17 protein-coding genes, 1 tRNA gene, 3 rRNA genes and 1 other annotated feature are annotated in these 24,382 nt (G+C 53.7%); of the genes, 11 read left to right on the top strand and 10 right to left on the bottom strand.

Annotated features, from left to right (window positions below; translation table 11 throughout):
* Positions 1–10: 10 nt before the first annotated feature.
* The 3 genes from dgcN to ELK40_RS17260 all read right to left on the bottom strand — a co-directional run bounded on the left by dgcN (position 11) and on the right by ELK40_RS17260 (position 2,288).
* A complete protein-coding gene (gene dgcN / locus ELK40_RS17270) occupies positions 11–1,231 on the bottom strand; it encodes a diguanylate cyclase DgcN (RefSeq protein ID WP_127732005.1) in 1,221 nt (406 codons plus the stop codon).
* A complete protein-coding gene (locus ELK40_RS17265; RefSeq protein ID WP_244599391.1) occupies positions 1,224–1,775 on the bottom strand; it encodes a YfiR family protein in 552 nt (183 codons plus the stop codon). Before ELK40_RS17265 ends, dgcN begins: the two co-directional genes overlap by 8 nt.
* A gap of 138 nt (positions 1,776–1,913) precedes the next feature.
* A complete protein-coding gene (locus ELK40_RS17260) occupies positions 1,914–2,288 on the bottom strand; it encodes a DUF2799 domain-containing protein (RefSeq protein WP_127732001.1) in 375 nt (124 codons plus the stop codon).
* Positions 2,289–2,502: 214 nt separating this feature from the next.
* On the opposite strand from ELK40_RS17260, the gene aroF reads away from it, so the two are divergent.
* Genes aroF through ELK40_RS17245 form a run of 3 tightly spaced genes read left to right on the top strand, consistent with a single transcriptional unit; the run spans position 2,503 to position 5,638 of the window.
* Positions 2,503–3,573 carry a 3-deoxy-7-phosphoheptulonate synthase AroF gene (gene aroF, locus ELK40_RS17255; protein ID WP_111964897.1) on the top strand — a complete coding sequence of 357 codons (1,071 nt, stop codon included), beginning with the start codon at positions 2,503–2,505 and terminating at the stop codon, positions 3,571–3,573.
* A 10-nt stretch (positions 3,574–3,583) separates the two neighbouring features.
* Positions 3,584–4,705 (top strand): bifunctional chorismate mutase/prephenate dehydrogenase, encoded by a 1,122-nt coding sequence (gene tyrA / locus ELK40_RS17250; RefSeq protein WP_115876092.1) that lies wholly within the window; start codon positions 3,584–3,586, stop codon positions 4,703–4,705.
* Positions 4,706–4,765: 60 nt separating this feature from the next.
* Positions 4,766–5,638 carry an SMP-30/gluconolactonase/LRE family protein gene (locus tag ELK40_RS17245; protein WP_127731999.1) on the top strand — a complete coding sequence of 291 codons (873 nt, stop codon included), beginning with the start codon at positions 4,766–4,768 and terminating at the stop codon, positions 5,636–5,638.
* Here ELK40_RS17245 and pheA read toward each other — a convergent pair.
* The 4 genes from pheA to bamD form a co-directional block, all read right to left on the bottom strand.
* Positions 5,635–6,795, bottom strand: coding sequence for a bifunctional chorismate mutase/prephenate dehydratase (gene pheA / locus ELK40_RS17240; RefSeq protein WP_127731997.1), 1,161 nt, complete (start codon positions 6,793–6,795; stop codon positions 5,635–5,637). The two genes, ELK40_RS17245 and pheA, sit on opposite strands and share 4 nt — an antisense overlap.
* Positions 6,796–6,825: 30 nt before the next feature.
* Positions 6,826–6,951, bottom strand: a sequence feature (Phe leader region).
* On the bottom strand, positions 6,903–6,950 hold the full coding sequence (pheL, locus tag ELK40_RS17235; RefSeq protein ID WP_100249759.1) for a pheA operon leader peptide PheL: 48 nt from the start codon (positions 6,948–6,950) through the stop codon (positions 6,903–6,905). Its footprint overlaps the feature before it by 48 nt.
* Positions 6,952–7,061: 110 nt before the next feature.
* Entirely contained in the window at positions 7,062–7,403 is a 342-nt protein-coding gene (gene raiA / locus ELK40_RS17230) for a ribosome-associated translation inhibitor RaiA (RefSeq protein ID WP_003863162.1), read from the bottom strand.
* A 268-nt stretch (positions 7,404–7,671) separates the two neighbouring features.
* Complete coding sequence (bamD, locus tag ELK40_RS17225) at positions 7,672–8,409, bottom strand: outer membrane protein assembly factor BamD (RefSeq protein WP_023308867.1); 738 nt, start codon at positions 8,407–8,409, stop codon at positions 7,672–7,674.
* Positions 8,410–8,540: 131 nt separating this feature from the next.
* Here bamD and rluD point away from each other — a divergent pair, with 131 nt between their 5' ends.
* From rluD to ELK40_RS17185, 8 genes are all read left to right on the top strand, one after another.
* Entirely contained in the window at positions 8,541–9,521 is a 981-nt protein-coding gene (gene rluD, locus ELK40_RS17220; protein ID WP_008502468.1) for a 23S rRNA pseudouridine(1911/1915/1917) synthase RluD, read from the top strand.
* Positions 9,518–10,249: a purine nucleoside phosphorylase YfiH gene (gene yfiH, locus ELK40_RS17215; protein ID WP_127731995.1), complete on the top strand. Its 732-nt coding sequence runs from the start codon at positions 9,518–9,520 to the stop codon at positions 10,247–10,249. The genes rluD and yfiH overlap by 4 nt, the downstream gene beginning before the upstream one ends.
* A gap of 129 nt (positions 10,250–10,378) precedes the next feature.
* Positions 10,379–12,952: an ATP-dependent chaperone ClpB gene (gene clpB, locus ELK40_RS17210; RefSeq protein ID WP_045909253.1), complete on the top strand. Its 2,574-nt coding sequence runs from the start codon at positions 10,379–10,381 to the stop codon at positions 12,950–12,952.
* 428 nt (positions 12,953–13,380) lie between these two features.
* A 16S ribosomal RNA gene (locus ELK40_RS17205) occupies positions 13,381–14,920 on the top strand.
* An 84-nt stretch (positions 14,921–15,004) separates the two neighbouring features.
* Positions 15,005–15,080: transfer RNA gene (locus ELK40_RS17200), tRNA-Glu, on the top strand.
* Positions 15,081–15,262: 182 nt separating this feature from the next.
* A 23S ribosomal RNA gene (locus ELK40_RS17195) occupies positions 15,263–18,168 on the top strand.
* 72 nt (positions 18,169–18,240) lie between these two features.
* Positions 18,241–18,356: ribosomal RNA gene (rrf, locus tag ELK40_RS17190) — 5S ribosomal RNA — on the top strand.
* The 16S, 23S and 5S rRNA genes sit together here with 1 tRNA gene alongside, the layout of an rRNA operon.
* Before the next feature lie 209 nt (positions 18,357–18,565).
* Positions 18,566–19,861, top strand: coding sequence for an MFS transporter (locus tag ELK40_RS17185; RefSeq protein WP_127731993.1), 1,296 nt, complete (start codon positions 18,566–18,568; stop codon positions 19,859–19,861).
* Here ELK40_RS17185 and ELK40_RS17180 read toward each other — a convergent pair.
* The 3 genes from ELK40_RS17180 to pat all read right to left on the bottom strand — a co-directional run bounded on the left by ELK40_RS17180 (position 19,858) and on the right by pat (position 24,356).
* Entirely contained in the window at positions 19,858–20,181 is a 324-nt protein-coding gene (locus ELK40_RS17180; RefSeq protein ID WP_032643716.1) for a YfiM family lipoprotein, read from the bottom strand. The two genes, ELK40_RS17185 and ELK40_RS17180, sit on opposite strands and share 4 nt — an antisense overlap.
* A gap of 45 nt (positions 20,182–20,226) precedes the next feature.
* Positions 20,227–21,582 carry a CDP-diacylglycerol--serine O-phosphatidyltransferase gene (gene pssA / locus ELK40_RS17175; protein ID WP_127732823.1) on the bottom strand — a complete coding sequence of 452 codons (1,356 nt, stop codon included), beginning with the start codon at positions 21,580–21,582 and terminating at the stop codon, positions 20,227–20,229.
* Positions 21,583–21,692: 110 nt separating this feature from the next.
* The gene (gene pat / locus ELK40_RS17170; RefSeq protein WP_127731992.1) at positions 21,693–24,356 is read right to left on the bottom strand and encodes a protein lysine acetyltransferase; all 2,664 of its coding nucleotides are present in this window, start codon (positions 24,354–24,356) and stop codon (positions 21,693–21,695) included.
* Between the last annotated feature and the right edge of the window lie 26 nt (positions 24,357–24,382).

Raw genomic sequence — 24,382 nt, 5'->3', positions numbered from 1 at the left:
TGTATCCTTTCTAACTTATTGTTTTCGTACGCTGGTTTTTAACCTGGTACATATTGCGGTCAGCCCTCTCCAGTAATGCTTCCACGGAAGCATTTTCCCACGCCAGAGCAAAGCCAATGCTGAGTGACATCGATGCTTTTTGCCCGTTATGAAGAACAAACGGACGAATAAACTGCTGCGAAAGCGCAGCACAAATGTGTTGAACCTCAAGCTCAGAGTGAACGCCGTACAGCACCATGGCAAATTCGTCACCGCCAAGACGGTAAGACTGATGACGTTTGTCGCCAAACTCCATCATCCTGCTGGCGACTTCGATCAGCACGCAGTCTCCTGCCGCGTGGCCCCAGGTGTCGTTAATAAACTTAAAGTTATCTCCGTCGAGGAAGAGCAGGGCCGAGTTTGTTCTGGCTGAAGGGTCGTTCATTAAGGCCGCAATGCTGTTACGAAACGCTGCGCGGTTGGCAAGACCGGTGAGCGGGTCGTGCATGGCGGTCCGCAACAGCTGGGCGTTTTTCGCCTGGAGTTTCAGCTGCCACTCTTCCATTTCATCCAGAAGACTGTTGAAGTCTTCGCCAAACTGGTGAAACTCTTCGATACGCCCGTCTTTCACCCGGCGGGAGAAGTTGCGGTTTGTGCGTACATCATGCACGACGTCGGTAATGTTCTGCAGGGCCATAACCATCCCACGATGCAAAGACTGGGTAATGATAAGCGCGACGACGGCGGCAAAGAGAATGCAGCCGGTAAGTACGGCAAACGACGTCCAGATGAAGTGGCTGATCAAACTGTCACGCGCGGTAAGGCGGATTTCGCCGATCCTTAAGCCGTTATGCATGATGGGCTGCGCAACCGGTACGGGGAAAAGCCAGCGGCTGACCAGTGCGCCCAGCGTGTCGTTGTTATCTTCCGGGTTCCAGGACCAGTAGGCAAACCGCTTTTTATGCGCGTTAATCACCTCCGCCGCGGCAAACTGCCCCTGTTTGCCCAGGGCTGCAAGCGTTTCGTTGGCCGCCAGCGAGTCGTTGAAAACCAGCGAAGCTTCCAGGCTGTGGCTCATTGTGGCGCCGGTTAATTCGAGGTTCTTTTGCGCATATTGTTTTAACGTCACGACGGAAGCAAAACAGAGCAACAGCCATATTAACGTCATTGTGATAATGACGCTTATCATGCTGTTTCGCCTCAACGTTCTTTTAAACGTCGGACGTGGCGTTGAAGTGAAATCTTTATCCATGCTGCTTATTCCGTGCCAGCATTAATACATCCGGATTGACTCTTACGCCACTGCGCGTCAACGCATCCAGGTTGACGGAAAACCGTACCTGGCCGCGATCGATCATCAGGCAAAAGGCACTGCCAATTACACATTCCGGATTTTGCTCTGAGATTAATAGCAACGCTCTGCCCTGATATTGACTTATTAATTCAAGTTGTTTTGCCGGTGATTCAGACCCGAAATAAATCGCATCACACGTCGCGGCCAGGGCTTCCTGATCGTTACGTACAATAACGGGAGTATAGGGTAACTCGTTTTGCCCTTCGTCGCCGCTGAGCGCGTGCGTATAGTGTGAAGTGGCATAGACGCAAAGTTTAGGCTGCCCGGAAAGTGACGGCCATCGCGTATAGCTCACAATGCCTGAGACAATCGAGCGTACCGATTTATCCGTTTCCGTAAGCGTGCCTGCCGCCGCAGGGCCCACCATAAGGAACAGCATTAACACCAGAGTGAGTCGGAAAAAAGAGATCAAGAATAAATTTCTCACCAGAATCCGCCACATCGCTCCGGAAATAGATGTCCTTGAGAGTTGCGGGCAGAATACCATTGTTTATCAGAGCCGTCATTATGTCAGAAATAGCATCAGGCCAACCTAAGCTAAATCCTACAGTTGTTTATTTTTCGGTGGATAAAAATAGACTTAATTAAGTCTGCTGGAACGCATACTTTCATCCATCCCTTCCTGCCATGACGCACGCAGTTTTGCCGCGTTTTCGGCAGTATCGCAACTGGCAGGGAAAGATTTGCCCGCTAATCCCCAGGCATGAATAAACCCTTCTTCGCAGACTTTCTTTTGGCCGTCAGCGTAGCCGCGAAGATATTCACCACGATCAACGTGGGTGTCGTTAAAACTATCGGCCAGGGTCTGGTTATCTTTAACCGGCAGGCCATTCATGGCGTCTTCTTTACCTGCATCAAACCAGGAGGGACTGGTCCAGTCGGGCTGGAAGGTATAAGGATTGATCTGGCAGCCCGTTAAAAACAGCGACAACAGCATGAGAGCAATTGAACGCATAGCCATTCTCCTTTTTTCTTCAGCATAGCCTGGCTTAAGAATATATGTCTGTAATTTAAACTTTACGTTTTTGACGGCTGATTTTTGCAATAAATTGGCTTGTGTAAAGTAATGTGTACGTATTTTGGATTGAAATGTTTACTTTTTATGGTATCGTGGTTTCACCTCATTGAGGAAAACAACTATCGCAAACAAGCTTTACAGGATCGCCATCATGCAAAAAGACGCGCTGAACAACGTACATATCACTGACGAACAGGTTTTAATTACCCCGGATCAACTGAAAGCAGAATTTCCGCTGAGCGTCGCGCAGGAGGCTCAGATTGAGCACTCGCGTCAGACCATCTCAAATATCATCGCCGGCCGCGATCCGCGCCTGCTGGTGGTGTGTGGTCCTTGCTCCATTCACGATCCTGAAACCGCCATTGAGTACGCTCGTCGATTTAAAGCATTAGCGGAGGAGGTCAGCGATAGCCTCTATCTGGTGATGCGCGTCTATTTTGAGAAGCCACGTACTACCGTCGGCTGGAAAGGGTTGATTAACGATCCACACATGGATGGCTCGTTTGATGTGGAAGCAGGCCTGAAGATTGCGCGTCGCCTGCTGGTGGAGCTGGTCAGCATGGGGCTGCCGCTGGCAACCGAAGCGCTGGATCCGAACAGCCCGCAGTACCTGGGCGATCTGTTCAGCTGGTCCGCGATTGGCGCGCGTACCACGGAATCGCAAACCCACCGCGAGATGGCGTCTGGCCTGTCGATGCCGGTTGGCTTTAAAAACGGTACCGATGGCAGCCTGGCGACGGCGATTAATGCCATGCGCGCTGCCGCCATGCCGCACCGTTTCGTCGGTATCAACCAGGCAGGCCAGGTATGCCTCCTGCAAACGCAGGGTAACCCGGACGGCCACGTGATCCTGCGCGGCGGTAAAGCCCCTAACTACAGCCCGGCGGACGTGGCCCAGTGTGAAAAAGAGATGGAGCAGGCGGGACTGCGCCCGGCACTGATGGTAGATTGCAGTCATGGTAACTCGAATAAAGATTACCGTCGCCAGCCTGCGGTTGCGGAATCCGTGGTCGCACAGATCAAAGATGGCAATCGTTCGATTATCGGTCTGATGATTGAGAGCAATATTCATGAAGGCAATCAGTCATCTGAACAACCGCGCAGTGCCATGAAGCACGGCGTCTCCGTGACGGATGCCTGCATCAGCTGGGAGACTACCGATGCACTGCTGCGTGAGATCCATAAAGATTTAAACGGCCAGCTGGCGACGCGTCTGGCTTAAGAGGGTAGTTATGGTTGCTGAATTGACCGCACTGCGCGATCAAATTGATGAAGTGGATAAGGCGCTGCTGGATCTGCTGGCGCGACGCATGTCGCTGGTTGCCGAAGTCGGTGAGGTGAAAAGCAAATACGGCCTGCCGATTTACGTCCCGGAGCGCGAAGCCTCTATGCTCGCCTCCCGCCGTAAAGAGGCGCAGGCGCTGGGCGTTTCGCCGGATTTGATTGAAGATGTTCTGCGTCGCGTGATGCGGGAGTCCTATTCCAGTGAAAACGACAAGGGCTTCAAAACTCTCTGTCCTTCCCTGCGTCCGGTCGTGATTGTCGGCGGTGCTGGGCAGATGGGGCGCCTGTTTGAAAAGATGCTTACGCTTTCTGGCTATCAGGTGCGCATTCTGGAAAAAGAGGACTGGGCGCATGCTCCGGAACTTATGAGAGATGCCGGGATGGTTATCGTCAGCGTGCCGATCCACGTGACGGAGCAAATCATCGGGAAGCTGCCTCCTTTACCGAAAGATTGCATCCTGGTGGATCTGGCCTCCGTCAAAAATGGTCCGCTGCAGGCAATGCTGGCTGCGCATACGGGCCCTGTGCTGGGTCTGCACCCGATGTTTGGCCCGGACAGCGGCAGCCTGGCTAAGCAGGTGGTGGTTTACTGCGACGGTCGTCAGCCGGAAGCCTATCAGTGGTTCCTGGAACAGATTCAGGTATGGGGGGCACGACTGCACCGCATCAGCGCGGTTGAGCACGACCAGAACATGGCGTTCATTCAGGCGCTGCGCCACTTTGCCACGTTTGCCTACGGCCTGCATCTGGCGGAAGAGAACGTGCAGCTTGAACAGCTGCTGGCGCTCTCTTCACCTATCTATCGTCTGGAGCTGGCGATGGTCGGGCGTCTGTTTGCGCAGGATCCGCAGCTTTACGCAGACATTATTATGTCCTCCGAGAACAACCTGGCGCTGATCAAGCGCTACTATCAGCGCTTTGGTGAAGCCATTACGCTGCTGGAGCACGGAGACAAGCAGGCGTTTATCGATAGCTTCCGCAAGGTCGAGCACTGGTTTGGCGACTACGCGCAGCGTTTCCAGAATGAGAGTCGGACTTTATTGCGCCAGGCAAATGACAGTCGCCAGTAATGCGATGATGTATATACTGAAAGCCAGCATCGCTGGCTTTTTTCATTTTGGGGAACTGTCATGGCCGAACCGCAGCTGCTGTTGAATTACACCGGGCATTTGCCTGAATGCCCGACGTGGAGTGCAGAAGAGCACGCGCTCTACTGGGCCGATATTCTGGAAGGAGAGATCCACCGCTACCATCTGCCGACGGCGGAACACACCGTACTCTCTTTCCACGAGGAGGTGGGCTGTTTCGCGTTGCGCGAGCAGGGTGGTTTTATCGTTGCGATGAGAACGGGTATCTGGCTGACCGATAAACACGGCCTGCTGCGCCGCAAGGTGTGTGATAACCCCTCTAACCCGCAGCTGGCGCGTTTTAACGATGGAGGTACCGATCACCAGGGCCGCTTCTATGCGGGCACGTTCTGGGGGCCGGGAGATTACAACGGCGCCCTGCTGATGCGCATCGACAACGACCTGACGCCGAAGGTGATCCAGTGCGATATCCACGGGCATAACGGCTTAGCGTTTAGCCCGGATAAGCAGTGGATGTTTACCTCAGATACGCCAAACGGTGTGATCTATCGTACGCCGCTTGATGAGCAGGGCGAACCCGGCAGGCGCGAGGTGTTTCGTCAGTTTAAAGAGGGCGAGGGGATACCGGACGGCGCGGCGATGGATGTGGAAGGCTGTTACTGGAGCGCGCTGTTTGACGGCTGGCGCATCGCGCGTTTTTCACCGCAAGGGGAGCAGCTGGAAGAATATCGCATGCCGGTGCGTTGCCCGACGATGGTCTGCTTTGGCGGCGATGATATGAAAACGCTGTTTATTACCACCACGCAGGAGAATATGGATGCGGAGGAGGTGGCGAAATATCCGCTATCCGGGGCCATCTTCACCCTGCCGGTGGGCGTGGCAGGGATGAAGAAAAGCCGCTTTATCGAACGTTAGATTGGATCGACCGGCACGACGTTTTCGCTCGGGTAGCAGCCCAGCACCTTCATGGAACGCGTGATCTCGCCCAGCTCGCGGAGAGCTTTCTGCATGGAAGCGGACTCCAGGTTGGCCTGGATGTCGAGATAGAACATCTCTTCCCACGGGTTACCGTGGATTGGGCGTGATTCCAGCCTGGTCATGATCAGGTTGTGATTACGCAGCACCAGCAGGGCTTCAACCAGCGCACCGGCCTGTTGGCCGGTGGCCATCAGCAGCGTGGTTTTTGCTGGCACCTGGTCAGACACATTGATTGCCTTGCGGGCCAGCACCACGAAGCGGGTAATGTTTTGCATCTGGTTTGCCAGGTTGCGTTCCAGCACCTGCAGGCCATACAGCGCGCCGCCCGCTTCGCTGCCGAGCGCCGCGACGGTGGGGGAATTAGCCTGCGCCACTTTTTCCATCGCCGCCGAGGTGCTTTCGGTGTACTCAATTTTCCAGTTCGGATAGCGGTTCAGGAACTGGCTGCACTGCTGGAACGGCTGCGGATGACTGTAAACCGTTTCGATCGTGTTCAGGTCCGTTGAGCCGGAGACCAGCACGCAGTGATCGATAGGGATCGTCAGCTCGCCGACCAGCGACAGGCTGGTGTGCTGCAGCAAATCGTAGACGTCGTTGATGGCGCCGGAGCTGGTGTTTTCAATCGGCACCACGGCGTAATCCGCCTGGCCGGTCTCGACCTGGTTAAAAATGTCGGCAAACTTCGCGCAGCCGCTCTCAATAAATTCTTCGAAATGGCGTGCAGCGTACTGACGTGCGGCCAGGTGAGAATAAGAGCCCTTCGGTCCCAGGAAGGCGATACGCGCAGAGTGTGGATTGGTTTTATTGAGGTGCTGCTGGAGTAACGCTTGCTGGGTCAGAACGGAGTCTTCAATGATGAGCTGGAACAACCGGGTTATGTAGTGGGCATCGAGGTGATGCGCTTTGCCGAGCTGAATGAGACGTTCCAGAAGATCCCGCTCGCGGTCGATATCACGGACCGGACGATGGGAGTCCAGCTTGGCTTTGCCTACTTCAACGGCAAGGGCGCGGCGTTCGGCCAGCAGCGCCAGCAGTTTCTCATCCAGCGCGCTGATTTTTACGCGCAGATCCAGTAACGGGTTTTCCGGTGTCATAGTGTTGCCTGTCTCATTTTATCGTTATCAATAAAAAAGGCCCCCCGGTGTGGGAGGCCTTGTTGTTCGTCTTCGCATTCTTTATCACACGACGAAACGCCTCCCGTTCAGGGGAAGGTAAAAAAGAATGCGAAGAAGAACGGCGTAAGTTTCATAAAGTCATCCTGTGATTGATACCGTTAAAGTACCTGTACTGTTTTCACCCTGTCAATAAAAAACAAAAAACGCGCCCGAAGGCGCGTTGGCGGTACACTCAATTTAAAGGATTACTCTTCTTCAACTTCTTCCGCGAAGCTGGCGTCTTTCACCGACGTTGCGGCGCGACGGGCTTCACCTTTGTGTTGCACTTTATTGAGCTGCCGTTCCAGCTTGTTGATCAAATCGTTAATAGCGGTGTACATATCTTCGTGTTTTGCGCTGGCGACCAGATGGCCGTTTGGAGTATTGATAGTTGCGTCAGCGATGAAACCCTGCGGCTCCTTGGACAGGATGATATGTGGATTAATCAAATGAGTTTGCCATTTATCCAGTTTGGCGAGACGGTCTGCGACGTGCTGGCGAATTGCCGGAGTAATTTCCATTTGTTTACTGGTAATGTTCATTGTCATAAATTTTACCTCTTGTCTTTCCGTCTTGGTGATTCCAGCATACCCGACCCAATGTCAAAATGTGTGATTTAGATCACGTTATTTTATCGGTTTTTGTCAGGGAATCTTTTTTGTGAGGCAGGGCAGGAAGAGGTGAGATTTACCTTGTAGAAGGCATAAATTGGGGGCATAGTTGACAGGATGTGTTGAGGCTAAGGCGCTTCAGCGATGCTCAGAAACGAATAAAAAAACGGCAGCCAGCGGGCTGCCGTTTTGCATTGAGGCAAAATCAGGTGTTGCTGCTGTTCGCGGCGATGATTTTCGCCACTTTTTCAGCCTGAGCGGTCATCTGCATCTGACGGTAAGCATTTTCCATCAGCTTCAGGCCGTCGCGCGTTGCCTGAGTATCCGGGTAATCACGCAGCATACCTTCTACGCGGTTAACCACGGCAACCCATGCGCCACGGCGGGTATAATATTCCGCCACGGAGTATTCATATTTCGCCAGACGATCTTTCAGGAACACCAGACGTTTGGTGGCGTCGGTCACGTACTGGCTGTTTGGATAGCCGCGCACCAGCTTGGAGAAGTCATTGAAGGCATCACGCGCATGCTGCGGGTCACGGTCGGAACGATCCACGCCGAAGAAGCCCTGCAGCGCACTGTCGTCCAGCGCCATGTTGGTGAGGCCGCGCATGTACATCACGTAGTCGATGTTAGGATGAGTCGGGTTCAGACGCATGAAACGATCGATGGTTGCCTGAGCCAGCGGCAGATCGGCATTTTTATAGTATGCGTAGATGAGATCTAACTGTACCTGCTGCGAATACGGACCAAATGGATAGCGATTATCCAACGCTTCCAGTTGCGTTATCGCCTGTTTCCAGTTACCGTCCTGCAACTTTTGTTGTGCAGTCGCATAGATTTCATTCGGCGGATTGTCAGGGACCTGTTCATTTGAACCGGAGCAGCCCACCAAAGCCAGGCTCAACGTGGCCGCTGCCACCAGATATTTCATGCGCGTCATGACGTTTTGACTTTCCTCAAATGTTTGTCCGGGAGAAACTCTGTTCCTGCTCCCGATTAAGACCAGCTACAATAGCACACTATATTAAACGGCAAAGCCGTAAAACCCAACGTTAAACGAAGAAGCAGTTTATGGCACAACGAGTAGAACTCACCGCAACAGTCTCCGAAAATCAGCTCGGTCAACGCTTAGATCAGGCTTTGGCCGAATTGTTCCCTGATTATTCGCGTTCACGCATAAAAGAATGGATCCTTGACCAGCGCGTGATGGTAAACGGCAAGATCTGGGACAAACCAAAAGAGAAAGTGTTAGGTGGGGAAGCTGTCGCCATCAATGCTGAAATCGAAGAGGAAATCCGCTTCGAGCCGCAGGATATCCCACTGGACATCGTCTATGAAGATGATGACATTCTGGTAATCAACAAGCCGCGCGACCTGGTTGTTCATCCGGGCGCGGGGAATCCTGACGGTACGGTACTTAACGCGCTTCTCCATTACTATCCGCCGATCGCGGATGTTCCGCGTGCGGGCATCGTGCACCGTCTGGATAAAGACACTACCGGTCTGATGGTGGTGGCGAAGACCGTTCCTGCTCAGACACGTCTGGTGGAGTCGCTGCAGCTGCGCGAAATCACCCGTGAGTATGAGGCGGTAGCCATTGGGCATATGACCTCAGGCGGTACGGTAGAAGAGCCCATCAGCCGTCACCCCACCAAGCGTACCCATATGTCGGTGCATCCGATGGGTAAACCCGCCGTGACGCACTATCGCATTATGGAACATTTCCGCATTCATACGCGTCTGCGTCTGCGTCTGGAGACCGGGCGTACTCACCAGATCCGCGTGCATATGGCCCACATTACCCATCCGCTGGTGGGGGATCAGGTCTACGGTGGTCGTCCACGTCCGCCTAAGGGCGCGTCGGATGAGTTCATCAGCGTATTGCGTAAATTCGATCGTCAGGCGCTGCACGCGACCATGCTGCGCCTTTACCATCCGATCACCGGTATTCAGATGGAGTGGCATGCGCCTATCCCGCAGGATATGGTGGACCTTATTGACGCAATGCGTGCTGATTTCGAAGAACATAAGGATCAAGTGGACTGGTTATGACCAAACTGATTGTCCCGGAGTGGCCATTGCCTGCCGGCGTGGCTGCCTGCAGTTCAACCCGCACTGGAGGTGTTAGCCAGGGCGCGTGGGAGTCGTTGAACCTCGGCGCGCACTGTGGCGATAACCTGGAACACGTGGAAGAGAACCGCAGGCGTCTGTTTGCTGCGGGGAACCTGCCTTCAAAACCGGTCTGGCTGGAACAGGTTCATGGCAAGGCGGTGCTGAAGTTGACGGGGGAACCCTATGCTTCTAAACGTGCTGATGCCTCTTACAGCAATACTCCGGGAACCGTTTGTGCCGTAATGACCGCCGATTGTCTGCCGGTGCTGTTCTGCAACCGCGCAGGCACCGAGGTGGCAGCAGCACACGCGGGCTGGCGTGGACTGTGTGAAGGCGTGCTCGAAGAAACCGTCGCCTGCTTTAAGGATGAGCCCGCCAATATTATGGCCTGGCTTGGCCCGGCCATTGGTCCTCGCGCTTTTGAAGTGGGGCCGGAGGTTCGCGAAGCCTTTATGGTTAAAGATCCGCAAGCGGCGGACGCCTTCCTGCCTTCCGGAGATAAATATCTGGCCGATATTTACCAGCTTGCTCGTCAGCGGCTGAACAGCGTCGGCATAACGCAGATCTTCGGCGGCGATCGCTGTACATTCACCGAAAAGGGTGATTTTTTCTCTTATCGCCGCGACAAGACGACGGGCCGTATGGCAAGTTTCATTTGGCTGATATAACCTAAAGAATCAAGACGATCCGGCACGTGCCGTTTTCTTTTCACATAATTCAGGTCATTAACCTTGAATAATTGAGGGATGACCTCATTTAATCTCCAGTAGCAAATTTGACCTGTTATGGGAGGAGTTATGCGTCTGGATCGTCTTACTAATAAATTCCAGCTTGCTCTCGCCGATGCCCAGTCCCTCGCACTGGGGCACGACAACCAATTTATCGAACCTCTTCATTTAATGAGCGCCTTGCTGAATCAGGAAGGGGGATCGGTACGTCCTTTATTAACGTCCGCTGGCATTAATGCTGGCCAGTTACGCACCGCTATCGATCAGGCGCTGAGCCGTTTACCGCAGGTCGAAGGGACCGGCGGCGACGTTCAGCCGTCGCAGGATCTGGTGCGCGTCCTGAACCTTTGCGACAAGCTGGCGCAAAAACGTGGGGACAACTTTATTTCGTCAGAGCTGTTTGTTCTGGCGGCGCTTGAATCACGCGGTACCTTGACCGACCTGCTGAAATCCGCCGGTGCGACCACCGCCAACGTGACTCAGGCGATTGAGAACATGCGCGGAGGTGAAAGCGTGAACGATCAGGGAGCCGAAGACCAGCGTCAGGCTTTGAAGAAATTTACGGTCGATCTGACCGAGCGTGCTGAACAGGGCAAACTTGACCCGGTGATCGGCCGTGACGAAGAAATTCGTCGTACCATTCAGGTACTGCAGCGTCGTACCAAGAACAACCCGGTGCTGATTGGTGAACCGGGTGTCGGTAAAACCGCCATTGTTGAAGGGCTGGCGCAGCGTATTGTGAACGGTGAAGTGCCAGAAGGGCTGAAAGGCCGTCGCGTACTGGCGCTGGATATGGGCGCGCTGGTGGCCGGTGCGAAATACCGCGGCGAGTTCGAAGAGCGCCTTAAAGGCGTGCTTAACGACCTGGCGAAGCAGGAAGGCAACGTCATTCTGTTTATCGATGAACTGCACACCATGGTCGGCGCGGGTAAAGCGGACGGCGCGATGGATGCCGGGAACATGCTGAAACCTGCGCTGGCGCGCGGTGAACTTCACTGCGTCGGTGCCACTACGCTGGATGAGTACCGTCAGTACATTGAGAAAGATGCTGCGCTGGAACGTCGTTTCCAGAAAGTGTTTGTTGCCGAGCCAAGCGTTGAAGATACCATCGCGATCCTGCGTGGTCTGAAAGAGCGCTATGAACTGCACCACCATGTACAGATCACTGACCCGGCCATCGTTGCGGCGGCGACGCTTTCGCATCGTTATATTGCTGACCGTCAGCTGCCGGATAAAGCGATCGACCTGATTGATGAAGCGGCGTCGAGCATTCGTATGCAGATTGACTCGAAGCCGGAAGAGCTGGACCGACTCGACCGACGCATCATTCAGCTCAAGCTGGAACAGCAGGCGCTGAAGAAAGAGTCTGATGAAGCCAGTAAGAAACGCCTCGATATGCTCAATGAAGAGCTGGACGATAAAGAGCGCCAGTATTCTGAGCTGGAAGAAGAGTGGAAAGCCGAGAAAGCCTCCCTTTCCGGTACGCAGACCATTAAAGCTGAACTCGAACAGGCAAAAATTGCCATTGAGCAGGCGCGACGCGTGGGCGACCTGGCGCGAATGTCAGAACTGCAGTACGGCAAAATTCCTGAGCTGGAAAAACAGCTTGAGATAGCGACGCAGTCAGAAGGTAAAACGATGCGTCTGTTGCGTAATAAAGTGACGGATGCCGAGATCGCGGAAGTCCTGGCGCGCTGGACCGGTATTCCCGTGGCGCGCATGCTAGAAGGCGAGCGTGAAAAACTGCTGCGCATGGAGAACGATCTCCACAATCGTGTGATTGGTCAAAACGAAGCGGTTGAGGCGGTATCGAACGCTATTCGTCGTAGCCGTGCAGGGCTGTCCGATCCAAACCGCCCGATTGGTTCGTTCCTGTTCCTGGGGCCGACGGGTGTCGGTAAAACCGAGCTGTGCAAAGCGCTGGCTAACTTTATGTTCGACAGCGACGATGCGATGGTGCGTATCGACATGTCCGAGTTTATGGAGAAACACTCCGTCTCGCGTCTGGTCGGGGCGCCTCCGGGATATGTGGGTTATGAAGAAGGTGGGTACCTGACGGAAGCGGTGCGCCGTCGTCCTTATTCCGTCATCCTGCTGGATGAGGTGGAAAAAGCGCATCCGGATGTGTTCAACATCCTGCTTCAGGTGCTGGATGATGGGCGTCTGACCGACGGGCAGGGGAGAACGGTCGACTTCCGTAATACGGTTGTCATCATGACCTCGAACCTGGGTTCCGATTTGATTCAGGAACGTTTCGGTGAACTGGACTACAGCCACATGAAGGATCTGGTGCTGGGGGTGGTAAGCCATAACTTCCGTCCGGAGTTCATCAACCGTATTGATGAAGTGGTGGTATTCCATCCTCTGGGTGAGAAACACATTGCGTCGATTGCGCAGATCCAGCTGCAGCGTCTGTACAAACGTCTGGAAGAACGTGGATATGAAATTCACATCTCCGACGATGCGTTGAAGCTGCTGAGTAAGAACGGTTACGATCCGGTGTACGGTGCGCGTCCATTGAAACGCGCTATCCAGCAGCAGATCGAAAACCCGCTGGCGCAACAGATCCTCTCCGGGGAGCTGGTTCCTGGCAAAGTTATCCGTCTGGAAGCCAACGACGATCGCATTGTGGCAGTGCAGTAAGTCACAAAACGCAAAAACGAGCCGCTTGCGGCTCGTTTTTGTTTAAAAACCAGGCGAAAATTGAGGTCTGGAGTTGGTTTTGCCTGGAAAGTGAGCAGTCAGTAAATAAATTTCACTTTATCCTTGCAGGTTCAGAATTACTCCCTATAATGCGCCTCCACTGACACGGAACAACGGCACACACGCCGCCGGGTCAGCAGCGAACAGCGTAAATAAACGCTTGACTCTGAAGCGGGAAAGCGTAATATGCACACCCCGCGCCGCTGTGAAAAGCGAAGCGGCACTGCTCTTTAACAATTTATCAGACAATCTGTGTGGGCACTCAAAGTGACATGGATTCTTAACGTCGCAAGACGAAAAATGAATACCAAGTCTCTGAGTGAACATACGTAATTCATTACGAAGTTTAATTCACGAGCATCAAACTTAAATTGAAGAGTTTGATCATGGCTCAGATTGAACGCTGGCGGCAGGCCTAACACATGCAAGTCGAGCGGTAACACAGGGAGCTTGCTCCTGGGTGACGAGCGGCGGACGGGTGAGTAATGTCTGGGAAACTGCCTGATGGAGGGGGATAACTACTGGAAACGGTAGCTAATACCGCATAACGTCGCAAGACCAAAGAGGGGGACCTTCGGGCCTCTTGCCATCAGATGTGCCCAGATGGGATTAGCTAGTAGGTGGGGTAACGGCTCACCTAGGCGACGATCCCTAGCTGGTCTGAGAGGATGACCAGCCACACTGGAACTGAGACACGGTCCAGACTCCTACGGGAGGCAGCAGTGGGGAATATTGCACAATGGGCGCAAGCCTGATGCAGCCATGCCGCGTGTATGAAGAAGGCCTTCGGGTTGTAAAGTACTTTCAGCGGGGAGGAAGGCGATAAGGTTAATAACCTTGTCGATTGACGTTACCCGCAGAAGAAGCACCGGCTAACTCCGTGCCAGCAGCCGCGGTAATACGGAGGGTGCAAGCGTTAATCGGAATTACTGGGCGTAAAGCGCACGCAGGCGGTCTGTCAAGTCGGATGTGAAATCCCCGGGCTCAACCTGGGAACTGCATTCGAAACTGGCAGGCTAGAGTCTTGTAGAGGGGGGTAGAATTCCAGGTGTAGCGGTGAAATGCGTAGAGATCTGGAGGAATACCGGTGGCGAAGGCGGCCCCCTGGACAAAGACTGACGCTCAGGTGCGAAAGCGTGGGGAGCAAACAGGATTAGATACCCTGGTAGTCCACGCCGTAAACGATGTCGACTTGGAGGTTGTGCCCTTGAGGCGTGGCTTCCGGAGCTAACGCGTTAAGTCGACCGCCTGGGGAGTACGGCCGCAAGGTTAAAACTCAAATGAATTGACGGGGGCCCGCACAAGCGGTGGAGCATGTGGTTTAATTCGATGCAACGCGAAGAACCTTACCTACTCTTGACATCCAGAGAACTTAGCAGAGATGCTTTGGTGCCTTCGGGAACTCTGAGACAGGTGCTGCATGGCTGTCGTCAGCTCGTGTTGTGAAATGTTGGGTTAAGTCCCGCAACGAGCGCAACCCTTATCCTTTGTTGCCAGCGGTTAGGCCGGGAACTCAAAGGAGACTGCCAGTGATAAACTGGAGGAAGGTGGGGATGACGTCAAGTCATCATGGCCCTTACGAGTAGGGCTACACACGTGCTACAATGGCGCATACAAAGAGAAGCGACCTCGCGAGAGCAAGCGGACCTCATAAAGTGCGTCGTAGTCCGGATTGGAGTCTGCAACTCGACTCCATGAAGTCGGAATCGCTAGTAATCGTAGATCAGAATGCTACGGTGAATACGTTCCCGGGCCTTGTACACACCGCCCGTCACACCATGGGAGTGGGTTGCAAAAGAAGTAGGTAGCTTAACCTTCGGGAGGGCGCTTACCACTTTGTGATTCATGACTGGGGTGAAGTCGTAACAAGGTAACCGTAGGGGAACCTGCGGTTGGATCACCTCCTTACCTTAAAGAACCTGCCTTTGTAGTGCTCACACAGATTGTCTGATGAAAAGTAAATAGCAAGGCGTCTTGCGATTGAGACTACACGTCCCCTTCGTCTAGAGGCCCAGGACACCGCCCTTTCACGGCGGTAACAGGGGTTCGAATCCCCTAGGGGACGCCACTTGCTGGTTCGTGAGTGAAAGTCACCTGCCGTCATATCTCAAAACTGACTTGCGAGTCACGTTTGAGATATTTGCTCTTTAAAAATCTGGATCAAGCTGAAAATTGAAACGACACATCTTAATGGTGTGTTCGAGTCTCTCAAATTTTCGCAATCAGAAGTGAAACATCTTCGGGTTGTGAGGTTAAGCGACTAAGCGTACACGGTGGATGCCCTGGCAGTCAGAGGCGATGAAGGACGTGCTAATCTGCGAAAAGCGCCGGCGAGGTGATATGAACCTTTGACCCGGCGATGTCCGAATGGGGAAACCCAGTGTGATTCGTCACACTATCGTTAACTGAATACATAGGTTAACGAGGCGAACCGGGGGAACTGAAACATCTAAGTACCCCGAGGAAAAGAAATCAACCGAGATTCCCCCAGTAGCGGCGAGCGAACGGGGAGCAGCCCAGAGTCTGAATCAGCTTGTGTGTTAGTGGAAGCGTCTGGAAAGTCGCACGGTACAGGGTGACAGTCCCGTACACGAAAGCACACAGGCTGTGAACTCGAAGAGTAGGGCGGGACACGTGGTATCCTGTCTGAATATGGGGGGACCATCCTCCAAGGCTAAATACTCCTGACTGACCGATAGTGAACCAGTACCGTGAGGGAAAGGCGAAAAGAACCCCGGCGAGGGGAGTGAAAAAGAACCTGAAACCGTGTACGTACAAGCAGTGGGAGCACCTTCGTGGTGTGACTGCGTACCTTTTGTATAATGGGTCAGCGACTTATATTCTGTAGCAAGGTTAACCGTATAGGGGAGCCGAAGGGAAACCGAGTCTTAACTGGGCGTTAAGTTGCAGGGTATAGACCCGAAACCCGGTGATCTAGCCATGGGCAGGTTGAAGGTTGGGTAACACTAACTGGAGGACCGAACCGACTAATGTTGAAAAATTAGCGGATGACTTGTGGCTGGGGGTGAAAGGCCAATCAAACCGGGAGATAGCTGGTTCTCCCCGAAAGCTATTTAGGTAGCGCCTCGTGAACTCATCTTCGGGGGTAGAGCACTGTTTCGGCTAGGGGGCCATCCCGGCTTACCAACCCGATGCAAACTACGAATACCGAAGAATGTTATCACGGGAGACACACGGCGGGTGCTAACGTCCGTCGTGAAGAGGGAAACAACCCAGACCGCCAGCTAAGGTCCCAAAGTCATGGTTAAGTGGGAAACGATGTGGGAAGGCACAGACAGCCAGGATGTTGGCTTAGAAGCAGCCATCATTTAAAGAAAGCGTAATAGCTCACTGGTCGAGTCGGCCTGCGCGGAAGATGTAACGGGGCTAAACCATGCACCGAAGCTGCGGCAGCGACGCTTATGCGTTGTTGGGTAGGGGAGCGTTCTGTAAGCCGTTGAAGGTGTGCTGTGAGGCATGCTGGAGGTATCAGAAGTGCGAATGCTGACATAAGTAACGATAAAGCGGGTGAAAAGCCCGCTCGCCGGAAGACCAAGGGTTCCTGTCCAACGTTAATCGGGGCAGGGTGAGTCGACCCCTAAGGCGAGGCCGAAAGGCGTAGTCGATGGGAAACAGGTTAATATTCCTGTACTTGGTGTTACTGCGAAGGGGGGACGGAGAAGGCTATGTTAGCCGGGCGACGGTTGTCCCGGTTTAAGCATGTAGGCGGAACGACCAGGTAAATCCGGTCGTTTTTTAACGCTGAGGTGTGATGACGAGGCACTACGGTGCTGAAGTAACAAATGCCCTGCTTCCAGGAAAAGCCTCTAAGCATCAGGTAACACGAAATCGTACCCCAAACCGACACAGGTGGTCAGGTAGAGAATACCAAGGCGCTTGAGAGAACTCGGGTGAAGGAACTAGGCAAAATGGTGCCGTAACTTCGGGAGAAGGCACGCTGATATGTAGGTGAAGCCCCTGCGGGTGGAGCTGAAATCAGTCGAAGATACCAGCTGGCTGCAACTGTTTATTAAAAACACAGCACTGTGCAAACACGAAAGTGGACGTATACGGTGTGACGCCTGCCCGGTGCCGGAAGGTTAATTGATGGGGTTAGCGGTAACGCGAAGCTCTTGATCGAAGCCCCGGTAAACGGCGGCCGTAACTATAACGGTCCTAAGGTAGCGAAATTCCTTGTCGGGTAAGTTCCGACCTGCACGAATGGCGTAATGATGGCCAGGCTGTCTCCACCCGAGACTCAGTGAAATTGAACTCGCTGTGAAGATGCAGTGTACCCGCGGCAAGACGGAAAGACCCCGTGAACCTTTACTATAGCTTGACACTGAACACTGGTCCTTGATGTGTAGGATAGGTGGGAGGCTTTGAAGCGTGGACGCCAGTCTGCGTGGAGCCGTCCTTGAAATACCACCCTTTAATGGCTGGTGTTCTAACGTAGACCCGTGATCCGGGTTGCGGACAGTGTCTGGTGGGTAGTTTGACTGGGGCGGTCTCCTCCCAAAGAGTAACGGAGGAGCACGAAGGTTAGCTAATCCTGGTCGGACATCAGGAGGTTAGTGCAATGGCATAAGCTAGCTTGACTGCGAGAGTGACGGCTCGAGCAGGTGCGAAAGCAGGTCATAGTGATCCGGTGGTTCTGAATGGAAGGGCCATCGCTCAACGGATAAAAGGTACTCCGGGGATAACAGGCTGATACCGCCCAAGAGTTCATATCGACGGCGGTGTTTGGCACCTCGATGTCGGCTCATCACATCCTGGGGCTGAAGTAGGTCCCAAGGGTATGGCTGTTCGCCATTTAAAGTGGTACGCGAGCTGGGTTTAGAACGTCGTGAGACAGTTCGGTCCCTATCTGCCGTGGGCGCTGGAGAATTGAGGGGGGCTGCTCCTAGTACGAGAGGACCGGAGTGGACGCATCACTGGTGTTCGGGTTGTCATGCCAATGGCACTGCCCGGTAGCTAAATGCGGAAAAGATAAGTGCTGAAAGCATCTAAGCACGAAACTTGCCCCGAGATGAGTTCTCCCTGAGACTTTAAGTCTCCTGAAGGAACGTTAAAGACTATGACGTTGATAGGTCGGGTGTGTAAGCGCAGCGATGCGTTGAGCTAACCGATACTAATGAACCGTGAGGCTTAACCTTACAACGCCGAAGATGTTTTGGCGAAGAGACAGAACAATCAATTTCAGCCTGATACAGATTTAACAGAATTTGCCTGGCGGCTTTAGCGCGGTGGTCCCACCTGACCCCATGCCGAACTCAGAAGTGAAACGCCGTAGCGCCGATGGTAGTGTGGGGTCTCCCCATGTGAGAGTAGGGAACTGCCAGGCATCAAAATAGAAGAACCCCGTACCGAAAGGTGCGGGGTTTTTTGCTTTTGTTTTCCCACTCTGGCCTTTCTCTTAATCCCTTATCCTGCTAATGGAATGTGTGATCTCTGTCTCAATGTGATTTATAACAAAATTATAACATTTCATTTACGAGGTTATTGAGTCTCCTGGCTCAATACGCCGCAGTTTATGGCAGGAGCATAATCACAATGACAGAAAGCATGACATCAAACGGGACGCTGGGTCACAGTGATACCCGAAGAAGGGTATGGGCAATCGTCAGCGCCTCTTCAGGGAATCTGGTTGAATGGTTCGACTTTTACGTCTACTCATTCTGTTCACTCTACTTCGCACATATCTTCTTCCCCTCCGGCAACACCACAACGCAGCTGCTTCAAACGGCAGGGGTATTTGCCGCAGGATTCTTGATGCGACCCATCGGGGGCTGGCTGTTTGGCCGCATTGCGGATCGTCGCGGGCGTAAGGCCTCTATGCTGATCTCGGTGTGCATGATGTGCTTTGGCTCGCTGGTGATCGCCTGCTTACCGGGATATGCATCGATTGGTACCTGGGCACCGGCGCTACTTTTGCTGGCCCGCTTATTCCAGGGATTATCGGTGGGCGGTGAATACGGTACCAGTGCAACCTACATGAGTGAAATTGCACTGGAAGGTCGTAAAGGTTTTTACGCGTCATTCCAGTACGTCACGCTGATTGGCGGTCAGCTGCTGGCCATTCTTGTGGTGGTGATCCTGCAGCAAATTCTGACGGACGAACAGCTTCACGCCTGGGGATGGCGGATCCCTTTCGCAATGGGCGCTGTACTGGCGGTTGTTGCACTTTGGCTACGCCGTCAGCTAGATGAAACCTCTCAGAAAGAGGTCAGGATGCTGAAGGAGGCGGGAACATTCAAAGGGTTATGGCGTAACCGCAAAGCTTTCCTCATGGTGCTGGGCTTTACTGCGGGCGGCTCTCTTAGTTTCTACACGTTCACCACCTATATGCAGAAGTACCTTGTGAACACCACCGGCATGCACGCAAACGTTGCCAGCGTAGTCATGACCGTGGCGCTGTTTGTCTTTATGCTCATACAACCTATTATCGGTGCGCTCTCGGATAAAATCGGTCGACGAACGTCGATGCTGATTTTTGGCGGGCTGTCGGCGTTATGTACCGTACCTATTCTGTCTGCCCTTCAGCATGTGACTTCGCCATATGCCGCGTTTGCGCTGGTGATGGTGGCGATGGTGATTGTCAGTTTCTATACCTCAATCAGCGGGATACTGAAAGCCGAGATGTTCCCGGCGCAGGTTCGTGCGTTAGGAGTAGGGCTTTCTTATGCGGTAGCCAACGCGGTGTTTGGCGGATCGGCGGAGTACGTTGCGTTGTCGCTTAAGTCATGGGGAAGCGAAACGACATTCTTCTGGTACGTAACGGGTATGGGGGCTCTGGCTTTTATTGTTTCCCTGATGCTGCATCGCAAAGGGAAAGGTATCCGACTTTAATAGCGCGCCATTTGCCACACGGCGTAGCCGGTCGTTGCGCCGGCAACATCCCAGGCGAAATCTTTCCAGCTCCAGCCGCTCCCTGCGGGGCGGCTATCCCACAGTTCTTTTGATGCCCCAAGACCTACTGAGAACATCAGCCCGATCGCCGCGCTACGGTCCCGGCTGTATCCCTGATGCTGGGCATATTCATTACCGGCTGCGGACAACATCGCGGAAGCGAGGAAATGCTGTGCTTTATCCTGTCCGGACCAGCTATCGTTGGCCATATGGCTACAGCCACTCAGGAAAAGGACGCTCAGTAACAGAGGAATACGCATCAACGGGCTCCATAAAAAAGCCCTGCGGGTGACAGGGCCTGGATATTACAGAATACGGCTGATAAGTCGGTCGATACGGATACGACGTAAGCGGCGAATAAGCTTGCGAACTTTTACCGGATAATCGGCAATGCTCTGCAGTTCGCGGTAGTGATTCACCACGGTCGTATGGGTGCGAATCAGCTCCAGCTCGCGTTCACGTTGGGCGGCTAACTCATGCTGCGGGTCATGAATCAGGATAGCGTTTTCCAGATCCAGTCGCCATGCGCGCGGGTTCAGGTTGTTACCGGTCAGCAACATCCACTCATCGTCGACCCACATGCCTTTCAGATGGTAACTATTGTCTTCATCTTTCCAGAGACGCACAACCAGCTGGTCAGTGTTGACGTAATACTGTAAGCGGCTCAGGAAACGACGCAGGTTAATCTCATAGAGATAAGGCAGCGCACCGATGATTTTGAACGGCTGATCTTCAGGAATGAAGAAGTCGTTTGCCGTTTTATCACCAACGATAATTTCCACTTTTTTACCGTCGCGCAGCAGCTGAATGATATTACGCACCAGCACGGCAGGAAGGTTAAAGTACGGCGTACAGATGGTGAGTTTCTGCTCCGCACACGGCATCAGATGGAAGATCGTTTTGTTCAGCTGGCTTGATTTGCCGAGTCCTACCAGCGGTGTAACGGATAACTCTTCGTTGTTCGCATTGCCCTGGAAATGATAGACCGCATCACGCAGCTCCTGGCGGAAGGCGCGAACATCGTTTTTGATTTCCGGGCTTTTAGGACGCTCGGGATCGTCAAGGCGGTTAACGCCACGGCCGTGGACCAGATTTTTATCAACCCAGTTAAACATGATATCGGCCATCTGCGGATTACGGATCAGATGGTAGCGGTCGTAGCGATATTTATCGAGCTGATGAAGGTAGACATCATTGAGGCTGGCGCCGCTGTACAGCACGCTGTCATCAATGATGAATCCCTTGAAATGAAGGACGCCGAGCGCTTCACGGGTATTAACCGGGACGCCATAAACAGGCACATCGACGCCAGGATTTTCCTGCGCCGTACGGCAATACCAGTCAGCATTGGTGTTTGACGCGGCAGCGCCAATACGGCCACGCTGAGCTCGATGCCAGTCTACCAGCACGCGAACATCAAGTTCCGGGCGCTGACGTTTGGCGTCATAGAGCGCGTTCAGGATCGCGCGCCCGCCTTCATCCTGTTCAAGATACAGTGCCACAATGCAAATGCGTCGTGTGGCGCTGGCAATCTTTTCCAGAAGCGTCTCCCGAAAATGAGCGGGAGCGTAAAAGAACTCTACATCATCAACTGACTGAGAAATCTTCGGTAGTTGAGCAAGGTGTTGTTGATGTTTATTACGCTTAAATTTTGACAACATCACAGTGCGTATCTTCTCTGTTCATTGAAGGGTTGTCTGTACCATGCAAACAACATAAGCGGACAATGATACCACCAGTCCCGTCCAAAGTGGGTAACATTTCCAGTAGCTTACTCGCGTTTGCTGGCTGATGTCAGACTAAGGGACAAGGCAACAATACCTTCGTCAAGCTGAATATCAACGTCAAACCCAAGTTTTCGCGCCAGGGTCACCATACCGCGATTGTTAGGCATAGTAATGCCATTAAGGCGTAACAATCCGTGATCTCGCGTATAACTGATGAGTTTTTCCAGCAACCGTCTTCCCAGACCCAGGCCTTTAAGATCGGAGCGCACCAGCACCGCAAACTCCGCATCGACGTTATCCGGGTCAGAAATCGCACGCGTAACGCCGAGGATCTCATCACCCTTATCGGCGCGACGAACGGCAACAAACGCCATTTCTCGATCGTAGTCGATCTGGGTCATATTGGCTAAATCATCGTGGGTAAATTCGTTGATTTCGCTAAAATAGCGATAATAAAGATCCTCTTTCGTGACCTGAGAGATAAAGGCTCGCAGCTGGGGCTCATCTTCCGGCAGAATAGGGCGGAACAAGGCGCGTTCACCATTTTTCATCTCAACCCACTCCTCCAGCTGCAGGGGATACGGGCGGATTGCCAGGCGACTCTCTCTGTCTCCTTCGAATGGTGCGATATCCAGAGTCACGTCCAGCGCCGTAAACTCATTGCCGGAGGCGAGCAGCGGATGAATGTCCAGCCGCTGGATCTCGGCACAATCTACAATCAGGTTAGAGACCTGCACCAGGAACTGACTTAGCCCGGCAATATCGAGCGGACGCAGCGCGCTCCGGCCGCGGATCTTTTTACTTTTAATCGCCTGAATAATCAGATAACGCGCCAGATTCATGTTAAGAGGCGGCAACGCCACCACGGCCTGCTCTTCCGGACGCCACTCAACGCCGCCTTCTCCCAGCATGATGAGCGGACCGAAGACGGGATCGTGTTCAACCACCACCCGTAATTCCTGAGCACCAGCGCGGTTGGCCATACTTTGCACCAGCAATCCATGGATCCTCGCCTGCGGCCAGGCCATTTTCACACGATCGAAGATGGCATCAGCTGCCTGCTGCACCTCCGTTGCCGTGCGCAGGTACAACATGACCCCCTGCACATCCGACTTATGCGGGATATCCGGGGAGCGCAGCTTCAGGGCAACCGGATAGCCAATCTGCTCGGCAATATGCACGGCCTCAGCGCTGTCGCTGGCGATCCAGGTCGGCAGGGTTTGCATCCCGTAGCTGCCCAGAATCGGCTGGACCTCATGTGTATCCAGCGAGGTCGCGCCTTCTTCAATGGCCTGCTGCAACAGCCTGTGAACGTCAACGGTATTGGCCGTCAAATTCCCGGGCAACGCCGGCGTCTCGCGCAGCTGTTTCTGGTTACGGCGATATTCCACCATATGCATAAACGCGGTGATGGTGCCTTCCGGCGTGCGGTAGGTTGGTAGCCCGGCCTCGCTGAACAAGCGCCGCGCCTCCTGAGAAGAAAACTCACCGCACCAGTTTGTGAGCAGGGTGACATATTTGCCTCGCGGATGGTTGCGTACGGCCTCAATGAGCGCGCGCGCGCTTTCACTGCCCGGCGCGACCGCGCTGGGTGAGTGGATAATCATCAGCGCATCGAAATCCTGGCTATCCAGCAAAATGGAGATCGCCTTGATGTAGCGATCGCTGCTGGCGTCATCGCGCAAATCAAGCGGATTGCCGGGCGTCACGCTGGTCGGAAGTGCTTCTTTCAGGCGCTGCAGCGTCTCTTCACTTAGCGTTGCCAGCTTGCCGAAGCGCCGCCATAGCTCATCCAGAGCGAGCGCGGCAGGGGCGGCACCGTTACTGACGATCATTAGCTTCTCGCCGCGCAACGGGCGCATATGGCTTAACGTCTCAACGGCGGAAAAAAGTTCGTGTGTATCCTGCACCCGCAGCAACCCCGCGCGCTGAATGGCGGCGTCCCAGGCGGGATCCATGCCGGAATGAGAATGTAGCAGACGCTGTGCCGCAGGGCTGCGTCCGCTTTTGATCACCAGGATCGGCTTATTGCGCGAAGCGCTTCGCGAAGCCGAGACAAAACGACGCGCGTCGCTGAGGTGCTCAAGATAAAGCAGGATCGCACTGGTTTTGCCGTCACGCGCCAGAAAATCCAGTAGCTCATCAACGTCGATATCCAGGCTGTCGCCCAGGGCAATGAAGTAGGAGAATCCCATTTCACGCTGCTGCGCCCAGTCGAGGATAGTGTTCGATACTGCAGCCGACTGCGAGATAAACGCGAGCTTGCCTTTGCGGATCGGAACCGGAGAGAAGCTGGCATTTAAGCCCTGCCAGGGGGCGAGCAGGCCGAGACTGTTTGGCCCAAGAATGCGCATTTGATAGCGGCTGGCACAGGCCAGAAGCTCGGCTTTCTGTTCAGGCGGAGACGAGAGAATAATGCAGGTTTTACAGCCTTTCTTGCCGAGCGATTCCAGCAGCTCCGGATTCCGTTTCGCGTTTGTACACAGTACGGCCAGATCCGGTACGAAAGGCAGGCTCTGTACATCAGGCCATGCAAGCACTCCCTGAACCGCCTTATACGCCGGCGTGACGGGCATGACGGGACCATTAAATCCCCCGGCCAGCAGGTTGCGCATCATCAGATAGCCAGCACGATCCGGTTTCATTGATGCGCCGATGACGGCAATGGATTTAGGACGAAGTAGCGCTTCTAACCCTCGCTGGCTCATGCAGGCCTCCTGTGAATGCAAGCGAC

It is taken from the genome of Enterobacter sp. N18-03635 (assembly GCF_004006055.1).
Classification (GTDB): domain Bacteria; phylum Pseudomonadota; class Gammaproteobacteria; order Enterobacterales; family Enterobacteriaceae; genus Enterobacter; species Enterobacter vonholyi.
This window is presented reverse-complemented; position numbering and strand designations above follow the sequence as displayed.